At 61.5% G+C, this 15,195-nt stretch carries 12 protein-coding genes and 1 tRNA gene; all 13 read right to left on the reverse strand.

The window, feature by feature from the left end; genetic code table 11:
• Nucleotides 1-1,770 (reverse strand): retention module-containing protein (locus tag WCY17_RS11585; protein ID WP_372702347.1); only part of this gene is annotated, 1,770 nt, incomplete at its 3' end.
• A 143-nt stretch (nt 1,771-1,913) separates the two neighbouring features.
• A complete protein-coding gene (locus WCY17_RS11590) occupies nt 1,914-2,552 on the reverse strand; it encodes a LuxR C-terminal-related transcriptional regulator (protein ID WP_372702348.1) in 639 nt (212 codons plus the stop codon).
• A 108-nt stretch (nt 2,553-2,660) separates the two neighbouring features.
• The gene (locus WCY17_RS11595) at nt 2,661-4,079 is read right to left on the reverse strand and encodes an HlyD family type I secretion periplasmic adaptor subunit (protein ID WP_372702349.1); all 1,419 of its coding nucleotides are present in this window, start codon (nt 4,077-4,079) and stop codon (nt 2,661-2,663) included.
• Nucleotides 4,076-6,364, reverse strand: a complete 2,289-nt coding sequence (locus WCY17_RS11600; protein WP_372702350.1) for a type I secretion system permease/ATPase — start codon at nt 6,362-6,364, stop codon at nt 4,076-4,078. The genes WCY17_RS11595 and WCY17_RS11600 overlap by 4 nt, the downstream gene beginning before the upstream one ends.
• Nucleotides 6,351-6,539, reverse strand: a complete 189-nt coding sequence (locus WCY17_RS11605; protein ID WP_372702384.1) for a hypothetical protein — start codon at nt 6,537-6,539, stop codon at nt 6,351-6,353. The genes WCY17_RS11600 and WCY17_RS11605 overlap by 14 nt, the downstream gene beginning before the upstream one ends.
• Nucleotides 6,540-6,707: 168 nt before the next feature.
• Nucleotides 6,708-6,797 (reverse strand) — tRNA-Ser (locus WCY17_RS11610).
• A gap of 68 nt (nt 6,798-6,865) precedes the next feature.
• The gene (locus WCY17_RS11615) at nt 6,866-7,597 is read right to left on the reverse strand and encodes an ABC transporter ATP-binding protein (protein WP_372702351.1); all 732 of its coding nucleotides are present in this window, start codon (nt 7,595-7,597) and stop codon (nt 6,866-6,868) included.
• Between the two features lie 10 nt (nt 7,598-7,607).
• Entirely contained in the window at nt 7,608-8,378 is a 771-nt protein-coding gene (locus tag WCY17_RS11620; protein ID WP_372702352.1) for an ABC transporter ATP-binding protein, read from the reverse strand.
• Between the two features lie 18 nt (nt 8,379-8,396).
• The gene (locus WCY17_RS11625; RefSeq protein ID WP_372702385.1) at nt 8,397-10,214 is read right to left on the reverse strand and encodes an ABC transporter permease; all 1,818 of its coding nucleotides are present in this window, start codon (nt 10,212-10,214) and stop codon (nt 8,397-8,399) included.
• Nucleotides 10,215-10,357: 143 nt separating this feature from the next.
• The gene (locus tag WCY17_RS11630) at nt 10,358-11,524 is read right to left on the reverse strand and encodes an ABC transporter substrate-binding protein (protein ID WP_372702386.1); all 1,167 of its coding nucleotides are present in this window, start codon (nt 11,522-11,524) and stop codon (nt 10,358-10,360) included.
• A gap of 238 nt (nt 11,525-11,762) precedes the next feature.
• Entirely contained in the window at nt 11,763-13,922 is a 2,160-nt protein-coding gene (gene pnp, locus WCY17_RS11635) for a polyribonucleotide nucleotidyltransferase (protein WP_372702353.1), read from the reverse strand.
• Nucleotides 13,923-14,054: 132 nt separating this feature from the next.
• Nucleotides 14,055-14,324, reverse strand: coding sequence for a 30S ribosomal protein S15 (gene rpsO, locus WCY17_RS11640; protein ID WP_372702354.1), 270 nt, complete (start codon nt 14,322-14,324; stop codon nt 14,055-14,057).
• A gap of 438 nt (nt 14,325-14,762) precedes the next feature.
• Nucleotides 14,763-15,065 (reverse strand): DUF1330 domain-containing protein, encoded by a 303-nt coding sequence (locus WCY17_RS11645; RefSeq protein ID WP_372702355.1) that lies wholly within the window; start codon nt 15,063-15,065, stop codon nt 14,763-14,765.
• Between the last annotated feature and the right edge of the window lie 130 nt (nt 15,066-15,195).

The following is a 15,195-nucleotide window of genomic DNA, read 5'->3' on the forward strand; positions in this document are numbered from 1 at the left end:
ACCCCACAGGTCCTCGAAGCCAGCCGTATCGCCACTCGCACCCAATTGCAGCGTGAGCGTGCTCTCGGCATCGACCGGGTTGCTCAGGCGCACCTCGAAGTGCACCGGATCACCCTCGTTGACCTGCTCGCCCTCGATGCCCAGCGTCGGCCGGTCATCGTCGGCGTACACCGGCGGCTCGTTGGGATCGTCCGGATCCACGGGCGGCAGCTGCCGGCCATCGTCCACGATCGTGCCCGTGCCCGTGCCTTCGATGCCATCGGGCAGTGGTGTGCCGCTGGCCGTCTCGCCCTCCTGGCGAACCACCAGCTGGAAATTCTCCGCGCCTTCGAATATCTCATCGTCCACGGTCTGAACCGTGACGCTCACCCCATCCACCGTGTTGGCCGGAAGCTCGAAGCTGAACGTGCCATCGCCATTGTCGGTCACCGGCACGGACACCCCGCCCACAACCACGACAGGCGGTACGTTAAAGTTCACATCGTCGACATCGGCCTGGCCGTCTCCCGATCCATACGCCAGACCCACGGTGACGGTCGTCGGATGGTCCACCGGCTTGCCGAAATCAACTTCGAATGTCCCCACGTCCCCTTCGCTGATGATTACATCGGAGACCGTGATCGTGGGCACATCATTGTCCAGCACGGTCGTGCTGACCGAGCCTTCGGCAATCAGGTTCTCAAAATTCCCGCCCGTGGCCGACTGAATGCCGACCGACTCATCGATATCCCCCTGCACCAGATCGTCGTCGCCGCGCGCGGGATAGGTCACCGAGCCGCTCGTGCGGCCCACGGGGATCGTGATCGTCTGCCCGTTGTCCAACTGGATGACAAGATCCGTATTCTGCGGTGGATTCGTTACATGCGCGACAATCGTGATGTCTTCACCCTCGACCACCGAGGCCGGCCCTTCGAGCGTGATCTCGGTGGGATCATCATCATCCGTGATGATCGTGGTCGTGCTGCCGCCCACCACGAGATTCTCATAATGGCCGCCCTCGATCGAGCCCACACCCACGGTGCGCGGCTCGTCGCCCTGGATATAGACATCGTCTTCCCGGCTGTCGACCGTGACCGAGCCTGTTGTTTCCCCAACCGGGATGGTAATGACGGCGCCGTTGGTGAGTGTGATGACCAACGGACTGCCGGTGACCGGATTGCTCACCGTGGCCGTGATCAGATATTGATTGCCTTCGACGACGGTGGTTGGCGAAGACAGGGTCAGCACCGTCTCGCCCGGGACGAGATCAGGATCCACGATATCGCCATCTTCCTCACCTGGACCACCCGCACCCGCCGTGCCCGCGAAAAGCCGGTCATCATCATCGCCCGGCGCCCCGTGAGAAAACGCGACACCCAGAGGCGTGGTCTCTTCGATGATGCGCATCAGGCGCACGAAGCCGCTGCCGGTACCGTCGACACCGGACGTGGTTGTCGTGGCCGCCGTGGGATCCAGCACATCGAAGGGATCCTGGTTGTCCCCGAGCAATGCAATCAGGCGCTCGGCCTCGGCATCGGCGGGCGGCACGACCGCGGCTTCGCTGGCATCGATGTCCAGCTGAAGCATGGAGGCATCGAGCTGCACGCTGCGCTGCTCACCGATGGTGACAGCAGGCACCCCTTCAGCGCTGAGTTCGAGCAAGGCCCCCTGGCCCGTTACCACTTCGGCATCGACCGGGATGCGCATCCCCTCGCGCAGCGGGTGCAATAGCCCATCCTGCCCACGAACCGAAGCCTCACCCACCAATTTGCTGACCAATACAGTTGCCATCACACTATTCCGTGTTCATCATTCGATGCCAGTATGCTAAACAGCGACCTTTCGGCAGACCATTGTCTGCGGCGACAGGTCACCATGAAAATCTTGCGGGATCATCCGGCCGCGCGGCCGGTTGCGGGTCTGCAGGCGCAGCCTCAGGCGGGGCTGACCGACGGCTCGATACCGTGGACTCTCAGCGTCAGCGACAGGCGGTCGCATACCCCGAGTTTTTCGAAGGACGATGACAGGTGTGCCCTGACCGTGCGTTCAGTAATGCCCAGGGCATCTGCAATGGCCTGATTGGCCAGGCCCCCGGCGGCCATGCGCGCCACTTCGGTTTCCCGATCGGTCAGGCCGTGCGCCCAGTTCATGGCCTCGACCCGGCTGTCGTCCAGTTGCCGCAGCAGCCTTTGGAGCAGCGAACGCCCCACCCAGACCTCACCCAGGGCAACGGTCTGCACGATATGGGCCAATGAGGTGGCCGGTACGTAGGCGTGGAAACAACCCCGGCCACCCATCTCGAGGATGCGTACCGCCTGTGCGTCATCCAGGCGGGTGCAGCCAACGATGATGCGAACATTGCTCGCCAATGCCTGCCAGACCGCATCGGACCAGTCGGGCAAACCCGGCAGGGCGGCATCCAGCACCACGATCTGCCGCTGACCCATGGCCCAGCGCCCGATGTCACGCAGGCTGTGCCCCCGTGCCGGCAACCAACCATGCGCTTCAATCTGGCGCCAGTGTTGCCAGAGGATGTCATCGTGGGTCAGCAAGAGTACCGACTTGGCCTGCATTCTTCTCTCCGGGATCACCACGATCCATAACCTTCATATGGTATCGGTTGAGCGATCTTCAACACCATTGTCGCCAGCGACAGATCCGCACTGTTTTCTGGTGCGTTTCTAGCGCTCTCGCAAGGCGTTCTCGCTGGCGCGCAGGATGGGTTTGAGCAGGTAATGCATCAGGGAACGCTTGCCGGTCAGGATATGGACCTCGGCCTGCATGCCGGGCAGTATGGCACGCTCTTCCTCACCGACATAGGCCGAATCGGTACGCACGTTCACCAGATAGTACGAATTGTCTTTTTCGTCCGTGATGGCGTCGGCGCCGATGTGCTCGACATACCCCTTGAGGCCGCCATAGATGGCAAAGTCATACGCCGTGAACTTCACGTCTGCGCCCTGACCCGGGTGCAGGAAACCAATGTCGCGCGGATTGATCTTCACCTCGAGCAGCAGCGTGTCATCGGAGGGGACGATATCCAGGATGTCCTTGCCCGGCTGGACCACGCCGCCTATCGTGTTGATCATCATGTTGTTGATCACCCCACGCACCGGCGAGCGCACTTCGGCCAGTTTCACGCGGTCCTGCAGGGCGACACGGGTCTCCTGCAGGGTCGCGAGCTTTGCCGTGGTGTCCTGCAGGTCACGATGCGCCTCGTTGCGCATGTTGAGTTCGGATTCTTCGATCTTGGTGCTCGCCTCGTCGATGGCCGCCTCGATCCGCGTGATCTGCGCCGCGGCCGCCTTGGCCTCGCCACAGAAACGGGCCACGTCCCGGCGCAGGCGCAGGACCTCGACCTGGGAGACCGCGCCGCTCTTGACCAGCGGCTCGGTGACGCGCAACTCTTGCGAGGTAAGGTTGCAACTGGTATTGGCCTGATCGAGATTGGCCTGGGTTTCGGCCAGTTCCTGCTGGCGCTGGCGCAGCTGCTCGTGGGCGATGCGCAAGGTGGCCTCGAGTTCGCGCGTGCGCGACTGCCAGACCTGCCGTTCGCTGTCAGCGATTTCTGGCGCCTGCTCGAGCACTTCTTCAGGCGGTATGAAATCCTCGCCCGAGGCCAGGGCCCTGAGCCGCGCAGCCTTGGCCAGCAAGGAAAGGCGTTCGGCCTGATTCTCACCCAGCGACGATGAGTAACGGGTAGGATCGATACGCAGCAGGACTTGCCCCTCGTCCACCCGTTCGCCCGGGCGCACCAGAATACTTTCGACAATGCCGCCATCCAGGCTCTGGATGACCTGAAGTTGACGCGAGGGCACCACCTTGCCTGTGCCACGCACAACTTCATCGATCAACCCGTAGGCTGACCACACGAGCAATGCCGCCACGACGATGAGCGACACCCAGACCAGCTTGCGCGCACCTCGGGCTTCCTGATGGCGGATGGTCCATTGTGCGTCAGCCACCAGATCTTCGGTCGCATAGCGCTGCGCATACGGATTGCGGCCATCGATCAGCAGATCGAACAGCTTCAGAAAAGGATAGGCCAGCCAGTAAAAAGGTCTGGAAAGCAGCCAGAACAGAACGCGGATGAGCTTCATGAACGCGCCTCTGCACGGCTGACCCGCCCCGCCCTGAGTGCCTCCATCACCTGGGCCTTGGGCCCGTCGGCCACGATGCGCCCGCGATCGACCACCATCAACCGATCGACCATTTCGAGCAATGCCGTACGGTGGGTGACCAACACGACAGTCTTGTCCTGGCCGGCTTCGAGCAGCCTGGCCCTCAGTTGGGCTTCGCTCTGGTGATCCATATTGCTGCTGGGCTCATCGAGCAACAATATGGGCGGGTCATTGATCAGCGCACGCGCAATGCCCACCGCCTGGCGCTGGCCACCCGAGAGCGAATCGCCCCGTTCGCCGATGGGCATGTCATAGCCCTCGGGGTGCAGGTAGGCGAACTCGTCCACCCCCGCGACTCGCGCCACATCGAGCATGTCGTCGTATGTCGCAAATGGTGCACTGAGCAACAGATTGTCTTTCAGGCTGCCATAGAAGAGCATTGCATCCTGAGCCACATAGCCGATATTGCGGCGCAGGTCGATGGGGTCGATCTGGGCCGCATCGACCCCGTCCACCAGCACCATGCCCGCTGTAGGCTGATACAGCCCCAGCACCAGTTTCTCTATCGTGGATTTCCCTGAACCCACCCGGCCGATCACGCCGACCTTTTCACCGGGCATGATCCTGAAACTGATTCTGGAGACCGCCGGCTGCTCGGACCCGGGATAGGTGAAGCTCACATTGCGAAATTCGATTTCACCACGCAAACGGGCACGCGGCACGAACTGCCGGCCCTCCGGGTGTTCGACCGGCATCTCCATCGCCTGATCGACCGAAGCCAGCGAAGTCTTGGCCTGGTGGTATTGAATCAGCAGTCCAGCCACCTGCCCCAGGGGGGCCAGGCAGCGGCTGGAGATCATCGAGGCGGCGATGATGCCGCCCAGGGAAATCTGCGACTCCGCCGCCAGATACACGCCGATCATGATCACCGCCACGGATACGAGCTGCTGCGCCATCTGCACGAAACCCACCGTGGTGGCGGAAATCAGCTTCAGCTGCCCGCCGATATGGGCCAGAAACTGCGTGGCCCCTTCGTACTTGCGCTGCATGTGGCTGCGCGCATTGAGCGTCTTGACGGGCTCCATACCCGCGAGCGCCTCGACCAGCACCGCATTGCGCTGGGCCGACGCCTGGAAGGTCTTGACAGTCAGGTCTTCCATGCGCACCTGGGCGGCCAGGGACACCAGAAAGACCAGGACCATGGCGATCACGGGCGGGATCAGCATGTATGGTGAAATCCAGGCCATGACCCCCAGAAACAGGAAAATGAAGGGCAAATCGACCAATGTCGTCAGGCTGGCCGAGGCGATGAAGTCACGCACCGACTCGAAGGCACGCAAGTTCGAGGCAAACGAGCCCACCGAAGCCGGCCGGTTTTCCATGCGCAGGTCGAGCACCCGTTCCATGATCAGCGCCGAAAGCTGCACATCGATGCGTTTGGCCGCCCGGTCGACGACATATGCACGGATGGTGGTCAAAAGATAATTGAAGACCAGCACCAGGCCGATACCGGTGGCAAGAACCCAGAGCGTCTCGACCGCATTGCTGGGCACCACCCGGTCGTAGACGTTCATGGTGAACAGCGGCATGGCAATCGCAAAGAGGTTGATCAACAGTGCCGCCACCACCACATCGCGATACAGGCGACGGTTTTCCATGACCACCCCCCAGAACCAGTGGCCACTGCGTGGCTTGACCCCCGCTTCATCGCGTTTTTCGAAACGGAATTCCGGCCGCACGAATGCCACCAGGCCGGTGTAGTCGCGCTCGAGTTCGGCCCGCGGCATGCGCACCGGCCCCCCGCCTTCGGGGAACTGAACCATGCAGGCATCCTTGCCCACCTCGAACAACAGGCAGGCGCGCTCATCGGCGAGCATGAGAATGGCCGGCAAAAGCCCCGAGGGCAGCTGATCGAGCGTGCGCCGTGCAAACCGTGCCGAGCAGTGGGCCCGCGCGGCGGCACGGGCCAGCAGCGAAGGTACGAGCCGGTGATCGACCAGCGGCAGGCCCTGAACCAGTGCCTGCGCAGAGCTTTCGACGCCGTAGTGCCTGAGTATCAGGACCAGGCTGTCCAGCAGGGGATCGTCATGCGTATCGCCGGAATGTACGCGCCATTGGCGTCTTTCGCCTGGCGATTTCGACGCCGTCCGCGGCGACGGCCCTGTGCCCTCGTGGCCGCCGTCATGCTGGCCGTTGTCATGCCCCGACACCCCGTCCTGCCCGGGCAACGCCGATTTTCTGGCTGCCGCATCAGATGATTTCATCGTCCTCGCCAATCAAATCCAAAGTCTCACGCAGACGGCGGCGAGCCTGTTTGCGCTGCGTCAGCTTCTGCTGGGCCTGTGCGGGCAGGTCTGTCAGGCGGATGGTGCCATTTTCAATCAGTACATCGATCAGATCTTCGAGAACGCGAACGAAGTCGATGTCCAGCGTATTCATCTGCTGCCCGACATCCGCCGACCCCGGCCCCTGAAGTGACTCAGGGCCTGACCTGTCTTTTGCGCCCGGGTCATCAACCATCGTGTCACCCCATGATTTGGTGAATCCCGCCCTTGGCATATTGATTGCGCCGGCCAGATCGTCCGATACGAAACCGGCATCGGGATCTGGCGGAAGCGGTGAGATTCGAACTCACGGATGGGTTGCCCCATCGCCGGTTTTCAAGACCGGTCCATTCAACCACTCTGGCACGCTTCCTCAAGGATCGCCAGTTTAGCGCATAATGCGCCTGCCGTTTCAAACGGCCTGCTCTTTTGGCGAGGTGCTCAGATCGACAGGTATTCGCGCCGTACCTGGTCATTGTCGACCAGTTCCTGCATCGACCCCTGAAAGATGATCTGCCCTTTTTCCAACACATAGCTGCGCTCGGCCACGGCACGGGCAAAATGCAGGTTCTGTTCGGACAGCAGGATGCTGACCCCCTGTTTCTTGAGTTTCAGGATCGCGGCGGCCATTTGCTCGACGATAATGGGCGCCACACCTTCGGTCGGCTCATCGAGCAGCAGGAGCAGAGGATTGCCCATCAAGGTACGGCCAATGGTCAGCATCTGCTGTTCGCCGCCGCTCATCTGCCCGCCCAACCGTTGGCGCATCCGATCCAGGTTGGGGAACAGGGCATACACCATCTCCGGGGTCCAGTTCGGGGCCATCTCGCCGTCGGGCCAGGCGCGCGGCGGCCGACGGCCAATGTCCAGATTCTGCGCTACGGTCAGGTCGGTGAAAATGCGCCGGTCTTCCGGGACGAAGCCCAGGCCGCGGCGGGCAATTTCAAAGGGACGCAGATGGCTGATGTCCTGACCCATAAACTGCACCAGGCCGCGCTTTTTTTCCTGCAGGCCCATGATGGACTTCAGGGTAGTCGACTTGCCAGCGCCATTGCGGCCCATCAGCGCCACGACTTCGCCCCGGCGTACGTCGAGGCCGACGTCGTACAGGATCTGGGCCTTGCCATACCAGGCATTCAGGCCGACCACTTGCAACACGATCTCTACGTCCATCGTGCCCTCCTCAGCCCCTGGTGGCAAGCGGGCCCGGCTCGGGCGTGCCACCGAAATACACTTCGCGCACCCCGGCGTGCTGACGGATAGTAGCCACATCCCCTTCAGCGACCAATTCTCCGCGCGCGAGCACTATCACCCGGTCTGAATACGAAAACACCACATCCATGCTGTGCTCGGTAAACAGGACGCCCAATTTGCGCCGCATCACCAGTTGCCGGGTCAACGCCATGAGCTCGTTGCGCTCGCGTGGCGCCATCCCGGCGGTCGGCTCATCCATCAACAGCAGGCGCGGTTCATTGGCCAGCGCCATGGCCAGTTCCACACGCTTGACATCGCCATAGGCCAGTTCACTGCACGGGCGGCTGGCCTGATCGGCCATGCCGACCTGCGCCAGCAGATCCATGGCCTGTTGACGATACTGCGCAGCGGCCCCGCGCAGAAACGAGAACGTCTTGCGGTGACAGGCCAGCAAAGCCATCTGTACGTTTTCGACAACCCGCATGGAGGCAAACGTTTCTGCAATCTGGAAGGTCCGCGAGACACCCAGCCGGGCGATGCGACGCGGGGCCCAACGCTCGATCCGGGTCCCCATGAAGGCTATGGATCCGGAACTGGGTTCCAGCTGGCCATTGATCATGTTGAAGGTCGTGGTCTTGCCGGCACCGTTGGGCCCGATCAAGGCCAGCAGTTCTCCTTCGCGCACATCGAAGCTGACATCGTTCACCGCCCGAAAATCAGCATAACGCTTGGAGAGGTTCCTGATTTCAAGCAAATTCATCCTGTCCTCCGGCCTTGCTCAGGACCGCCATCGATGGCGCAGATTCTGCATCAGACCCACCACCCCGCTGGGTGCCACAAGCACCAGCAACAAAATGACGCCACCGAACCAGGCGTGCCAGTAGCGGGTGGCCCCCATGAAGTAATCCTCGAGGACATGGAACACCCCGGCGCCCACCAGCGGCCCGCTGAGCGTCTGGATCCCCCCAAGCAGAACGATCACCAGCGCATCGACCGACTTGCCGATGCTGGCGGCATCGGGATCGATACTGCCCTTGGAAAACGCAAACAGCGCGCCGGCCAGGCCCGCAAACATGCCGGAAAGCACAAAGGCTGCCCACTGGATCCGCTTGACATCGATGCCCAGCGCCTCGGCCCGCACCGCGGAATCCCGACAGGCACGCATGGCCCAGCCAAATGGCGAGAACAGAATGCGCCGCATGAAGACTGCGGCGACAATCACCAGACCCGTGGCCAGATAATAATAGGCCACCCCATCCAGCCATTGCGGTGGCCACAACCCGAGAATCCCGTTGGAGCCCCCCGTCAGGTCATCCCATTGATAGACGATGGACCAGATGATCTGCGCGGCCGCCAGCGTCAACATGGCCAGGTAGACGCCCGAGAGCCGCACGCAGAACCAGCCCACGACCAGGGCCCCCAGGCCAGCGACCAGCGGGGCCAGCAGAATGGACCAGACCATTGGCACACCGGCCAGTTTCAGCAAGAGCGCCGCAGCATAAGCCCCCAGGCCATAGAACGCGGCATGGCCAAATGAAGGCATGCCACCGGGGCCCATCATGAAATGCAGGCTCAGGGCAAAGAGCGCGGCGATCGCGATATCCAGCAGCATCAGCGCCAGGACCGGATGATGCGGCAGCGCCAGCGGAACCAGCCAGATGAAAACAACCAGCAGCCCCAGCCACAGGCGCAGCCCAAAGGACGCCGGGCGCAGCGGGCTGCCGATCGGTTCGCTGCGCACGGCCCCGGTCTGACTGCGCCCAAGCAAGCCCCAGGGCCGGACAATCAGCACCAGCGCCATGAAGATGAACTCGACCACCAGCGTCAGCCTGGGAAAAGCGAAGTCGACCCCGAAAACATTGACTGTACCGAGCGCCACGCAGATGGCCTTGAGTTCCGCGATGATCAGGGCAGCCACATAGGCACCCGGTATGGAGCCCATGCCACCCACAACGACGATCACGAAGGCATCCACCACAACCGGGATATCCACCCCGAGGTTGGCCGGCGTGCGCGGGATCTGGAAGGCCCCCCCCAAGCCGGCCAGGAAGGCACCCAGCGCAAACACCGAGGTGAACAGCAGGGCCTGATTGACGCCCAGGGCACCCAGCATTTCGCGATCCTGAGTGGCGGCCCGAACGAAGGTACCCCAGCGCGTGCGCGTGAGCAACAGCCAGAGCAGCACCAGCACGAGCGGCCCCAGGAAGACGAGGAAAATGTCATAGGTGGGGACGTAGTACTCGAAGACCTTGATGGCGCCCTCGAGACCGGGCGCCCGGGGCCCGAGAAGATCTTCGGCCCCCCACAGCCACAGGGCCATGTCGTTGAAGATCAGCACCAGGGCGAAGGTCGCCAGCAACTGGAACAATTCTGGCGACCGATAAATGCGGCGCAGCAACAGGACCTCGATCAGGGCGCCCAGCACACCGATCACAGCGCCAGCCAGCAGCAGCGAGGCCCAGAACCCCAGCCCCGAATGGCCCATCGCACCCACCAGCGTATAGGCGACATACAGCCCCAGCATGTACAGTGAGCCATGGGCGAAATTCACGATCCGGGTGACCCCGAAAATCAGCGAAAGCCCCGCAGCCACCATGAACAGTGAGGAGGCTTCGGCAAGCCCGTTGAGGATCTGGACAAGAACGCCGGTCACGGTGTCACGCTCCGCAGCAACTGCTCGCCCGGTTACAGGCCCAGGACTGTAACCGGGCAGTGCATCAAGTTTTCAGGCACTGGCCATCAGCGTGCCGGACGCAGCCTGGCCACTTCTTCATCACTGGGCAGCACATCGGCGCCATCGACATAGCGGAAGTCGACCATGATGCCCTTGCCATCCTTGATGCCCAGTTTGCCGACATAGGCGCCGATGGTGGCCTGGTGGTCGCTTGCGCGATACGTGATGGGACCAAAGGGCGACATCAGTTCGAGGCCTTCGAATGCCTTTACCAGCGCTTCGGAATCCGTGGAGCCTGCCTTCCTGATGCCTTCGGCCAGCGATTTGACAGCCGTATAGCCCACGATGGAACCCAGCCGGGGATAGTCGTTGAACCTGTCCTGATAGGCCTTCAGGAAGCGGTCGTGCTCAGGGGTGTCGATCGCATACCACGGATAGCCGGTGACCACCCAGCCCACCGGTGTTTCATCACCCAGCGGATCGAGGTATTCGGGCTCACCGCTGAGCAGGCTGACCACATCCAGGCCATCAAAGAAATGGCGTTGCGAACCGGCGCGCACGAACTTGGCCAGATCGGCCGCAAAGAGCGCATTGAACATCGCATCGGGCTTGGCATCCGCCAGCGCCTGCACCACATTCGAGGCATCCACCTTGCCCAGCGGGGTTGCGATCTCGGCCACGAATTCGATGTCTGGCTGGCGCTGCTGCATGAGTGCCTTGAATGTGCGTACCGCAGATTGCCCGTACTCATAATTTGGATATACGAGCGCCCAGCGCTTCCGATTCATCTTCAGGGCTTCTTCGACCAGCATGGCCACCTGCATGTAGGTCGAGGCACGCAGCCGAAATGTATATGGGTTGCCCTGGCTCCAGGTGATGGCATCCGTGAGCGGCTCACCCGCCAGATAAAAGACTTTCTTGTGCCCGGCATAATCCGCCACGGCCAGGCCCACGTTGGACAGAAACCCCCCCATCAGCACATCGACCTTGTCGCGCGCCAGAAGTTCACCAACGGCGCGTACCGCATCCCCCGTATTGGAATTGTCATCGCGGATTACCAGTTCGACCTGCTTGCCGTTGATACCGCCCTCTTTGTTGATTTCTTCGACCGCCAGTTCCATGGCCTGCCGGTAAGGTTCGAGAAAGGCGGCCTGGGTCTTGTAGCTGTTGAATTCGCCGATTTTCAATGTATCGGCCGCACCCGCCTGCATGGACAGGGCCAGCAGTGCCATGGCCAGGACTCCTTTGATGGCGGACAGGCCTGGGGTTTTCATCATGTTTGCTCCTTGGATCATTGCGGCAGCAGTTTGCAATGGATTGAATGAAGTATACCCGCCGTGCCTGAATGCAACGGGCCCCCACACACAGCACACCGATCTTGCCGTACGTGGAGGCCCTGAGTGCCCGGGCGGGTGAATTCAGATCATACAGCCATCTGCCCTTACCCTGTGCACACGGTCTGTCAATGCCTCAGTCAGTGCCGTTCTGGGGCTTTGCCGAGGGCCCGGCGGGACCACCCTGGGCCTCTATGCCGCCAATCGCCTTGACCGAGAGACGCAGGCGCCCCCGATCATCCGCTTCGATCACCTTGACACGCACTGCCTGCCCGACCTTGAGCACGTCATTGATGTCGGCAATACGATAATTGGCGATCTCGGAAATGTGCAGCAAGCCATCCCGACCCGGCAGGACCTGAACGATGGCACCGAAATCGAGCAGACGCTGGACGCTGCCATCGTACTCCTGGCCGACCTCGACATCGGCCGTCAATTCCTTGATGCGCCGTTCGGCTTCGTGCGCCTTGTCGAGATCCGCGCTGGCGATGGTGATGCTGCCATCATCACTGATGTCGATCTGGCAGCCCGTTTCTTCGGTCAGGGCCCGGATGGTGGCCCCGCCCTTGCCGATGACGTCGCGGATCTTCTCCGGATTGATGCGGATGCTCAGCATGCGCGGCGCGAAAGTCGACAGTTCCTGGCGCGAGCCGTCGATCGCCGCGCGCATCTTCTCGAGAATGTGCAGCCGGCCATCACGCGCCTGGGCCAGGGCCACCTGCATGATTTCCTTCGTGATGCCCTGGATCTTGATATCCATCTGCAGCGCCGTGACCCCCGTGACGGTACCGGTCACCTTGAAATCCATATCGCCCAGGTGGTCCTCATCGCCCAGGATGTCGGTCAGTACGGCGAACTTGCCGCCTTCCTTGATCAGGCCCATGGCCACACCTGCCACGTGATCCTTGATGGGCACGCCGGCATCCATCATCGACAACGATCCGCCACAGACTGATGCCATGGATGACGACCCATTCGACTCGGTGATTTCGGACACCACACGCAAGGTGTACTGGAATTCTTCGGCGCTGGGCAACAAGGGGCTCAGGGCGCGCTTGGCGAGGCGGCCGTGACCGATTTCGCGACGCTTGGGCGCGCCGAACCGGCCGGTTTCGCCCGTTGCGAACGGCGGCATGTTGTAGTGCAGCATGAAACGGTCGCGATACTCGCCCATGATGGAATCGATGATCTGCTCGTCCTGCTTCGTGCCCAGCGTGGTGACCACCAGTGCCTGCGTCTCGCCCCGGGTGAACAGGGCCGAGCCGTGGGCGCGCGGCAACACGCCCAAACGGATGCTGATGGGCCGTACCGTGCGCGTGTCGCGCCCGTCGATGCGAGGCTCGCCATTGAGGATCTGGCCACGGACGATTTCCGATTCGAGCGCAAAGAGCAGATTGTCGACCTCGACCCCATCGGGGGCGTCCGCCCCGCGCGCCGCAGCGTGCTCGGCCAGTTTGGCCTTGACCTCGGTGGCCACCAGGCGCAGGCGCGCCGTACGTTCCTGCTTGTCGCGGATCTGGTAGACCACCTGGAGCGCATCGAAAGCCGCCGCACGCACAGCAGTGGCCAGCACCTCGTTGCGGGCCGGTGGCGTCCAGCCCCACTCGGGCTTGCCTGCTTCAGCAACCATCTCGTGGATGGCGTTGATCGCCACCTGCATCTGCTCGTGCCCAAATACCACGGCCCCGAGCATCACGTCTTCGGGCAGCTGTCGAGCTTCGGACTCGACCATCAGTACGGCAGCCTCGGTGCCGGCAACGACCAGATCCAGGCTGGACTCTCCACGCAATTGCGATACGTCGGGGTTGAGCACGTACTGGCCATCGACATAGCCCACCCGCGCGGCACCGACCGGCCCATTGAACGGAATGCCCGATATGGCCAGAGCGGCAGAAGCGCCGAGCAAGGCCGGAATATCCGGATCGATCTCCGGGTTGACCGACAGCGTGTGGATGATGACCTGCACGTCGTTGTAGAAGCCCTCGGGGAACAGGGGGCGCAGCGGCCGGTCGATCAGCCGGGATGTCAGGGTTTCCTTTTCGGATGGCTTGCCTTCGCGCTTGAAGAAACCGCCCGGAATCTTGCCGGCCGCGTAGGTCTTTTCGACGTAGTCCACCGTGAGAGGAAAGAAATCCTGCCCGGGCCTTGCGCTGCGGGCGGCCACGACGGTGGCCAACACGACGGTGTCATCCACGGTAACGAGCACGGCACCTGATGCCTGCCGCGCGATCTCGCCCGTTTCCAGCACGACGGTGTGCTGGCCGTACTGGAACGATTTGCTGACTTTATTGAACATTGCTTTATCCTATGTGATGGAGCGTGCCAACCATGCGCACTGGCTTGTGCCCATAACGACAACGACCGCAGCAGCCACAAAGATGCTTTGCGACAGCTGCGGCCGGAGCATGGGGAGCTACGCCCCTGGGCATTACTTGCGCAGACCGAGTTTTTCGATCAGGGCGCGGTAGGCGTCGGGGTTGCGACCCTTCAGGTAGTCGAGCAGCTTGCGCCGGCGGCTGACCATGCGCAACAGACCGCGGCGCGAGTGATGATCTTTCTTGTGTGTCTTGAAGTGCCCGGTGAGCTCATTGATGCGGGCCGTAAGAAGTGCCACCTGCACTTCCGGAGAGCCGGTGTCACCCTGGGCGCGCTGAAATTCGGTGACGATCTCTGACTTGACGATATCTGATACGGACATTTTCTGGTTCCTCGAAGAAACAGGCGGCAGCACCGAGGCAGCGCTGCCGTGAAGGTGAACACCCACGTAAAACGTGGGCGAATGTTCGATTATAGCGGTTTTCTGGCGTGAGCGATGGCCTTCTGACAGCTCTTTGTGTGTCAGCAGGCCGATCGCCCAAACAAAAAGATCGGATTGCTTGGGCTACAAACCGTGTTGCCGACGGCGCACGACGCAAATGAACAGCCCGACTGGCCATCGTTCATGATGATGATCTGAACCACGTAGGACAGTTTGCGTTTGCCAACCCACCAGTCAGCATCGATTGGCTTAGTGAATATCACTACCTCGCTGCGCTCGCCACCACATGACTACAGTTCGTCCCTCATCCTCGCCGCCTCGTGGGATGACGAATTCCAATTGCATGAACTGCTCCAGAACGACAATGGACAACATATGCTATGGCTTATGCGGTGCCTCTCCTTCTTGGATCAAGAACTGCCCAACTGATGCAGCCTGGCGAAACGCACTGACTTCCACATAGCCCGGATCCTTCAGCCACGCCTCTGCCCGGCTTCTATCAGGAAACTCGAGTATTACCATACGCCCGGAGAACTGCTCGCCTTCGGCTGTAATGACCGCACCCCCTCGGGTGAGATATCTACCTCCATGACGTTCGACAAATTCAGGAGCCCTGTCTGCGTATTTTTTATATGTAACTGGATCTGTGACATGTATTTTAGCGACGACATATGCGACCATAGCACCTTCCTTCGAAACAACTACATACCATTAACAAAAGACCATGCAGGAAAATTTCTTCGAGCGATCGATTACAGTTTATACCCTCTGGAGATTATCGATGGTATTTGGTAAATTTCACTAAGCACTG

It is taken from the genome of Castellaniella sp., assembly GCF_041677825.1.
Lineage (GTDB): Bacteria > Pseudomonadota > Gammaproteobacteria > Burkholderiales > Burkholderiaceae_B > Castellaniella.

Bases quoted from the DNA above. Each gene is read 5' to 3' on its own strand.
- WCY17_RS11625 (WP_372702385.1), bottom strand. From the start codon at position 10,214: ATGGTGGCTGCGGGGCTTTCGCTGATTTTCGGGGTCACCCGGATCGTG.
- WCY17_RS11595 (WP_372702349.1), bottom strand. From the start codon at position 4,079: ATGAAGCTCATCCGCGTTCTGTTCTGGCTGCTTTCCAGACCTTTTTAC.
- WCY17_RS11630 (WP_372702386.1), bottom strand. From the start codon at position 11,524: ATGGCACTGCTGGCCCTGTCCATGCAGGCGGGTGCGGCCGATACATTG.
- WCY17_RS11590 (WP_372702348.1), bottom strand. From the start codon at position 2,552: ATGCAGGCCAAGTCGGTACTCTTGCTGACCCACGATGACATCCTCTGG.
- WCY17_RS11600 (WP_372702350.1), bottom strand. From the start codon at position 6,364: ATGAAATCATCTGATGCGGCAGCCAGAAAATCGGCGTTGCCCGGGCAG.
- WCY17_RS11615 (WP_372702351.1), bottom strand. From the start codon at position 7,597: ATGGACGTAGAGATCGTGTTGCAAGTGGTCGGCCTGAATGCCTGGTAT.
- WCY17_RS11645 (WP_372702355.1), bottom strand. From the start codon at position 15,065: ATGGTCGCATATGTCGTCGCTAAAATACATGTCACAGATCCAGTTACA.
- WCY17_RS11620 (WP_372702352.1), bottom strand. From the start codon at position 8,378: ATGAATTTGCTTGAAATCAGGAACCTCTCCAAGCGTTATGCTGATTTT.
- rpsO (WP_372702354.1), bottom strand. From the start codon at position 14,324: ATGTCCGTATCAGATATCGTCAAGTCAGAGATCGTCACCGAATTTCAG.
- WCY17_RS11605 (WP_372702384.1), bottom strand. From the start codon at position 6,539: ATGAATACGCTGGACATCGACTTCGTTCGCGTTCTCGAAGATCTGATC.
- pnp (WP_372702353.1), bottom strand. From the start codon at position 13,922: ATGTTCAATAAAGTCAGCAAATCGTTCCAGTACGGCCAGCACACCGTC.